We start from the raw sequence: 7315 nt of genomic DNA on the forward strand, positions 1-7315 counted from the left end.
GTTCCGGTCGGAGCGAGGACCGTCACTTGCGCATTTCGATATCCGTGACGTGCGCCATCGGCTAAGCAGGCATCCCATTCATCGCGAATCGTTTGAAGCAAATGCTGAGGGAGATGTTGCGACGGAATATTGTACGCTGCGTCCCGATGCATCCGAATCACATCCATCATCGGTTCTCGATTTGCAGCATATCCTGGAAATGCTCCTTTATGTTCTGCGATTTCAGCCGATGTTTTGTACGCTGTCCCATGCATGAGCGCTGTGATTGCTGACCCGTAGGCTCTCGCTTTGTCAGAGTCGTAAGGAATTCCTTGCACCATGAGTAGCGTTCCTAAGTTGGCATAACCAAGTCCGAGAGGTCGATAGTTGTGACTATTTTCTGTAATCGGACGTGTCGGATAAGAAGAGGCATCGACCAAAATTTCTTGTGCCGTAATAAAAATGCGAGAGGCATGTTTGAATCCTTCGATGTCGAAAACATCGGTCTCTTCGTTGTAAAATTTCATTAAGTTTAACGAAGCGAGATTACAGGCGCTGTTATCGAGAAACATATATTCCGAACAATTATGAATCAAAATACCGTTCGCAACAAAATGATGTGTCAATGGTTCGGTTAAATCATAAACTTTTTGTATTCCAAGAGATGTGAGTGATTCGAAACGATCAGTAAGAGAGTCGCGATAGGTGCCAATAGTTGCATTAAGTTCTCGAAGCATATTTGCCTTCTCACTCTTTGGATGAAACCCAATAGCTTCTTCGAAAAGAACACGTGAAGAACGACTCATACGAAGAGAATGCATTTCTTTCACATTATAGTGTTTGAACCCCCCTTTTCCATCAGGGAGCAAAGTCTCATTTGTTCCTCCTCTTCGATTTTCATAGATTTTTGATTTAATACTAAAAGAGAGAAGAAGTTTTTGTACCTGTTGAAGCAAGGAGAGGCTTGTCGAATCAAGAGCAATATACTGACTCTTTTCTCCATAATTGGCTACGGTACCATCGGTGGTAAAAAGGCCGCGAAGAATCGCAGCTGTGCTTGCTCGATCAAGTTCAAAAGCTGGAGGAAGGAGGTTTTTTTGATCAGAACCTTTGTTGAGACAGGCATATGTATTCACAATTGAAGTTACTGCTGCAGCAGAAGTTGCTGTGCGAACTCCTGTATCTGTATATCGAACTCCAGCAATTTTTCGATTCTCTTTCAGTTGATTCAGATAATGGACATATTCCTGGAGAATATTTGCTTCACCACTCCCCATAGTGACAGTGATAATCCCTTGAGCATCATTTGCTTGGCAACCATCGCCGAGAGCGAGTCCAATGAATTCAGCCATTTTTATTTCGAGATGATTTTGACCAAATGCCCCTGGGACAAGAAGAAGTTCATCTTCTTGCGTAAGCTCGGATGCGGGGACATCGCCACGATTGGTGGTCCAGATTTTATGATCAGCAGTAAGTTTTAATGTATATCCACTTTTTGTGCGAAGTTCGTAGGTTGGTTTGAAACCCGTGGGGAAAATTTCAGATACACGTACACTACGTCCATCAAAAGTGAGGATGTCATCTGTTTTGCCAACAAGTTCTTGAATAGGTTTATATCCATTTGTTGTTGCGATGAGGGTGTCACCAGTAACGCAGGGGTTACTGGCATGAATACGATCGGTATTTTTGCAGGTATGCCATTTGTTGATAATCGTATCGAATTGAAGCCCTGGATCTGCACAGCTCCAAGCAGCAGTCGAAATTTTGTGCATCAGATCGCGTGCGCGATAGGTTTTATAAGCTTCGCCGGTGGTGCGAAAACGGGTCGACCACTCACCGTCATTGAGATAAGCGTACATAAAGTCATCAGATACACGAACCGAGTTATTTGAATTTTGCCCCGAGACGGTTTTGTAGGCTTCACCATTGAAATCAGAGGAATATCCTGCGTCCATCAACGCTTTTACCTTTTTCTCTTCGTTGACTTTCCACTGAATAAAATCTTCGACTTCAGGGTGATCAATATCGAGACAGACCATTTTTGCGGCGCGTCTCGTGGTCCCACCTGATTTTGTCGCTCCAGCTCCTCGATCCAGAACTTCCAGAAATGACATGAGGCCAGAAGAGGTCCCGCCGCCAGAAAGTTTTTCATATTTAGAACGGAGATGAGAAAAATTTGTTCCTGTTCCCGATCCAAATTTAAAAAGACGCGCTTCATTTTTGGCGAGTTCGAAAATGGACATGAGATCATCATTGACTGATTGAATAAAACAGGCCGAGCATTGGGGGTGTTCATAGGAGTTTTGCGTCTGTTCAAGACTGTCCGTGCGAGTGTTCCAAAACCAGTTTCCTCCACTCCCTTCGATGCCATACGCATCGTAAAGTCCGCAATTAAACCAGACCGGGGAGTTAAAGGCACCTCGTTGGGTGATGAGAAGAGAGGTCAGTTCAGCTTCAAACGTATCGGCATCATCTGAAGAAGCAAAATAGCCCCCCATCTCTTCGCCTCGTTTGCGAATGGTCTTTGCGATACGACGGACCACCTGTTTGACCGATGTTTCATGATCCGTGACAGGAACGCCGCGTTTGCGAAAATACTTCGAAACCACAATATCTGTTGCTAATTGTGACCAAAAATCGGGAATTTCAGCATCTTCCATGCGAAAAACAGTCGAACCATCGGGATTCGCAATAATTGAAGAACGTTTAACATGACGGATCTGATCGAGAGGGTCTTTCTCTTTTTCGGTGTAATACCGCGAAAGAGTGATTCCCTTTTTTACGGCGCTGATCATTCCCTCTTTTTTCGTCCGACCCCTTGTTTTACGAACGATCACTTCTTTTGTAGCCATGAATCCCCCTTTTAAAAATTAGTCGCATAACGTTTTCATGAGAGCAAATTTTATGATCTCTTTTCGGTTGTGGAGAGCCACATGCTATTTCTTATTTTATTTTCGTACGGTTGGAATGTTTTCGAATACTTATCCACATATTTATACACAATATATTGTGTATACGTTTCCATCTTTACCACTACATATTGTGCAGTCAAACAAAAAGAAGAATGGAATTCTCTTTTTTTCTTCCTCCTTGTGCTTTTCTGAGGAAAGGGGCTAAAGAGGCAAAATTATGCATTCTTCTATTTTAGTTCATTACGGTGAACTTGCCTTAAAAGGAGGGAACCGTTCTTATTTTGAAAAGCTCCTTCTCTCAAATATTGAAATTGCTCTACGTGGAAGCGGTTCTTTTACACTTCGACGCCTGCAAGGTCGCATCTGTATTGATTTCAAAAATATGACTTCCCAGGAAGATGCGCTGGGTCGGCTTCAGAACGTCTTTGGGGTTGCGAATATCGCTTTTTCCAAACGTATCCCAACGTCCATGGGGGAGATTGAGAAAACGGTGGCATCTCTGGTTGATGAAGATTCTTTTAAGAGTTTTGCGATTCGTACCAAAAGAAATGATAAACGATTTGAATTTTCTTCTTCGGATATCAACATTCGTATTGGCAAGATGGTGCAAGAAAAAACAAAAGCATCTGTGGATCTTGAAAATCCAGAACGAACTATTTCCATTGAAATTGTCGATGACAATACCTTCGTTTTTACGAAACGTTATCAAGGATCTGGCGGTCTTCCCGTAGGGAGTGCGGGAAAAGTAGCGTGTCTTATTTCCGGCGGTATTGATTCTCCTGTTGCTGCATGGCGTATGATGCGTCGGGGCTGTGCCCCTTTCTATATTCATTTTCACTCAGCACCTTTTACCTCGCAAGCTTCTGTCGAAAAAGTGATCGATCTTGTGGAACATCTTTCACGAGGATTACAAGGGGTGAAGCTCGCTCTTGTTCCATTTGGAAATATTCAGCAAAAAATTGTTCGAGAAACGTCTGAAGCTTATCGCGTTCTCCTCTATCGACGCTTTATGATGCGGATTGCTGAAGTATTGGCAAAAGGGGAGGGAGCAGAAGCCCTTGTCACGGGTGAAGCTCTTTCCCAAGTGGCTTCCCAGACCCTTTCAAATTTGGCGTCGATTGAATCGGTGCTCACACTTCCGCTTTTGCGTCCGCTTGTCGGAATGGATAAGCAAGAAATTGTCGATCAGGCGAAGAAGATTGGAACGTTTCAAACGGCGTGTGAACCTCACGACGATTGCTGCAGTTTTCTGATGCCGCAATTTCCAAAGACGCATAGTAATTTGCAAGAAATGGAGTCCGTCGAATCCTCACTGGATATTGAAGCTCTCGTGCAATTGGGAATAAAAGAAACAGTGACTTCTCCTATTTTTTCATAAATAAAACCTCTTTCGAAACTCCATTATTCGGGTGACGCCGGAGGCTATTTCGGAGGCTTCCGCATATGAGCGGAACCGACGGAATGCCACAGGCGGCAGGACCCGTTACCATAAAATGTTTCGAAAGAGGTTTTCTTTCCATGAGTAGACTTCCTCTGGTCTTTGGTCATCGTGGTGCGTCGTGTGATGCCCCAGAAAATACTATCCCTGCATTTAAACGTGCCATCGAACTTGGTGCCGACGGCGTTGAGTTTGATGTCTTGCTGACAAAAGATGGTGTTCCCATGGTGATGCATGATGACAATCTTTCTTGTCTCACTTCCTTCCGTGGGTTTATGCACGAAACCTTATATGATGACGTGAAAAATCTCGATGCAGGGAGTCATTTTGGAGAAACGTGGCGAGGAGAAAAGATTCCCACATTGTCAGATGTTCTTGCCCTTCTCAAAGCGTCGTCTTTGATTCCGATGATCGAGTTAAAGCAACAACGAGGATGCGAACGTGCAGTGGTTGAAAAAGTGGGAAAACTTATTATGCAATTTGGTTTAGAGGATCGCTGTATTCTCTCTTCATTTTCGTTTCGTATCCTCTATTTTTGTAAAAAACTTTTTCCTCATCTCAAACGTTCTTTTTTAATTTCACGTAAACATTTTTTTTGGTTTCAGGTGCTTCTCTCTGATCTGTGGCTTCACTGTGACTATGTGACACCTCGTTATGATCTGGTAACAGCGCGTTTGATTTCGTCTCTTAAGAAGCGGCAGAAACACTGCGCTGTTTGGACGGTCAATACACCCAAACAGATGGAATACTGTATGGAGCTTGGGGTGGAGAGCGTCATTACGGATCATATTTCGCTGGCGCAAAAAATAATAAAAAAGCAGGAAACCTCTTCAGTTTTGTGACGATAATCAAGAGAGAGGTTTTATGGTCCGTATTGTAGTGAATGCTCCTGACTATCGTTTTGTTTATGACCCTCATGCGGAAACACGAAATGTTTCTGAATCTGCCCCTCTTTTGGCAGAAGATGTGAATGGTGATGGTGCTCTTGACATTGGTGATATCAATCTTCTTCTCTCAAACCTTCCTTTTGCTGCCCTTGTGTATGGTACGACAGATCCGCTTCAAGTGATTGCTGCCGTGGAACAAAAAGCAAGACAGGTTGCAGGAATATGTAAGAGCGAAAATGTTGTGTTGAAGCCCCAAGATATTTTTATTGTTATTGAAGATAAAGATATCATTTCGATCACAGAAACTCGGAATATGTGGGGGAAGTTTTCTTCCGACTTTTTTCCAAACTATGGCGATCGCTTTATCGATTTTGTCAAAAATACTCCTTATCGCGTAGCGTTTCTTCTCAATCCAACGAAGGAATTAGGAGATGAAGTTCTTTTTGATCCGCAAACTGTTTTTCATGAAAGTGTGGTGCAAACAATAGAACAGCGGGAAGAGAAACATATACCGCGATCACCCATCATTTGTAATGATATGAGGTGTGACAGGAAATCTTTTTTAGGACATCATATTAATCCTTAATTTCATTTTTGAGTTTTTCTACAAGTTCAATTCGTGTTGGATAAGCAAAAGCAATCCCTTCGTGTTCGTATCGTTCATGAAGTTTTTTGATGAATTCGTGTTTGATCAAATACTGTGCGACAAATTCTTGTCCTCGCAAAATAACCGTAAAGTGAATCGAGAATTGGTCGAATTTCTTGTAGCGAATAAAAGGTTCAAAAGAAGGAACTCCTCCTTCTATTGTTTTCATAATTTCTTTTGCTACTTCCACCGTGACGCGTTCAACCTGTTCAAGATCGCTTTTGTAATCGACTTGGGCATCAACAAGCACGGCCATTTCTTTTTCTGGATGGTGGTAGTTAATGATGACGCTTGAAGCGACTTTGGTATTGGGAACGACCAGAATATTATTTTCAAGCAAGCGAATGCGCGTGCTGCGCCAGGTCACTTTTTCAACATACCCACGAAGATTTCCTTCAAGCTGAATGAATTCTCCCGCGGCAATCGGTTTGTCGATCAGGAGATAAAATCCAGCGAAAAAGTTTTCGAGGGTATCTTTGAGAGCTAAAGCAATAGCCAAAGAACCGACGCCGAGCGAGGCAATAAGAGGCGTGATGGAAACACCGAGATTATCGAGCACGATCATGAGACCAAGTAACGTGATAATGGCGTAGATGATTCCACGAGACATGCCAGAGTAGTTACGAAGTTCCAGATGTCGTTCTTCAGAGCGTTCAAAGAGTCCCACAAAAAAACGACTTAAAAAGATAACACCTGAAAACACGATGAGGATCGTGACAAGCGCGTTTCCAACTTTTTGCGCTTGTTCTGAGAGAGGGAAAAAATGTGTGGCAAGTGAAAGAGCTCCGGCAAGAATGAGAATTTTTATCGGAAGTCTGAGAGCACGCAAAAGAATTTGAGACCAAGCATGTGCGTTTTTGGGAAGACGTTTATCAATCAGTTTAAAAATAATTCGTCGGAGAGGAAATAAAACAAGGCACCAAACAGCGACGATGACACTTCCTGTGACCCAATCCGTAAGGCTCATGAACAAGAGATTCATCATAAGACAATAGGTGGAAAGTTTTTGTACTGTCAAGAAGAGGAATTTAACTGAAATGTTTGATCTGAAGATCCCATATTTTTTTGTCTATCGTACGTTTATTGTTTTACTATAACAATCCTAATAGCGCCGCCAAATCGTTAAGTGCCAAGTTGCATTGGCTAGCCAATCCACTTGATTGCCATGGAGCCTTTTTGCAAGAGAACGAAGTGGAATAACGAGAGCCTCGGCTACTAAAGGAGAATCTTGCACAAGCTTATCTGTACTGAGGTCTTCATATACTCCCATGATGTCACTGTTTTTTTTCGGTCTTTCCGGACTAAGCTGATAACTTCGGACATCTTGAGGTTTGTAACCCGTAAAATAATAACCTGTAATGCCAATCAATGGGTCAATCCCAATCTTAGTTGGAATTTGAAAAGCGGTTCGTGGTGACATCTATGCTGCCTCCTTCAAGCCTTGCCTGTCGAG

Annotated in this window: 5 protein-coding genes and 1 pseudogene (1 of these 6 running past the window's edge); 3 read left to right on the forward strand and 3 right to left on the reverse strand. The window is 42.8% G+C overall.

The genetic code is table 11. The features are described from left to right. Positions 1 to 2831: pseudogene (locus A3C46_00540) on the reverse strand (hypothetical protein) (it extends 1564 nt beyond the left edge of the window). A 277-nt stretch (positions 2832 to 3108) separates the two neighbouring features. Between A3C46_00540 and A3C46_00545 the strand changes: the two are divergent. The 3 genes from A3C46_00545 (at position 3109) to A3C46_00555 (ending at position 5802) form a co-directional block, all read left to right on the forward strand. Beyond that, positions 3109 to 4269 carry a tRNA 4-thiouridine(8) synthase ThiI gene (locus A3C46_00545; protein OGQ22075.1) on the forward strand — a complete coding sequence of 387 codons (1161 nt, stop codon included), beginning with the start codon at positions 3109 to 3111 and terminating at the stop codon, positions 4267 to 4269. A 140-nt stretch (positions 4270 to 4409) separates the two neighbouring features. Next, the gene (locus tag A3C46_00550; protein OGQ22076.1) at positions 4410 to 5171 is read left to right on the forward strand and encodes a hypothetical protein; all 762 of its coding nucleotides are present in this window, start codon (positions 4410 to 4412) and stop codon (positions 5169 to 5171) included. 22 nt (positions 5172 to 5193) lie between these two features. Then, complete coding sequence (locus tag A3C46_00555; GenBank protein OGQ22077.1) at positions 5194 to 5802, forward strand: hypothetical protein; 609 nt, start codon at positions 5194 to 5196, stop codon at positions 5800 to 5802. Here A3C46_00555 and A3C46_00560 read toward each other — a convergent pair. Further along, a complete protein-coding gene (locus A3C46_00560) occupies positions 5792 to 6829 on the reverse strand; it encodes a hypothetical protein (protein OGQ22078.1) in 1038 nt (345 codons plus the stop codon). The genes A3C46_00555 and A3C46_00560 overlap by 11 nt on opposite strands. Before the next feature lie 135 nt (positions 6830 to 6964). Continuing rightward, a complete protein-coding gene (locus A3C46_00565; GenBank protein ID OGQ22079.1) occupies positions 6965 to 7282 on the reverse strand; it encodes a hypothetical protein in 318 nt (105 codons plus the stop codon). Positions 7283 to 7315 lie beyond the last annotated feature (33 nt).

The sequence above is a fragment of the Deltaproteobacteria bacterium RIFCSPHIGHO2_02_FULL_44_16 genome (assembly GCA_001798185.1).
Lineage (GTDB): Bacteria > UBA10199 > UBA10199 > 2-02-FULL-44-16 > 2-02-FULL-44-16 > 2-02-FULL-44-16.

Coding starts and splice junctions, on each gene's coding strand:
- A3C46_00545 (OGQ22075.1), top strand. CDS start 3,109: ATGCATTCTTCTATTTTAGTTCATTACGGTGAACTTGCCTTAAAAGGA.
- A3C46_00550 (OGQ22076.1), top strand. CDS start 4,410: ATGAGTAGACTTCCTCTGGTCTTTGGTCATCGTGGTGCGTCGTGTGAT.
- A3C46_00555 (OGQ22077.1), top strand. CDS start 5,194: ATGGTCCGTATTGTAGTGAATGCTCCTGACTATCGTTTTGTTTATGAC.
- A3C46_00560 (OGQ22078.1), bottom strand. CDS start 6,829: ATGAGCCTTACGGATTGGGTCACAGGAAGTGTCATCGTCGCTGTTTGG.
- A3C46_00565 (OGQ22079.1), bottom strand. CDS start 7,282: ATGTCACCACGAACCGCTTTTCAAATTCCAACTAAGATTGGGATTGAC.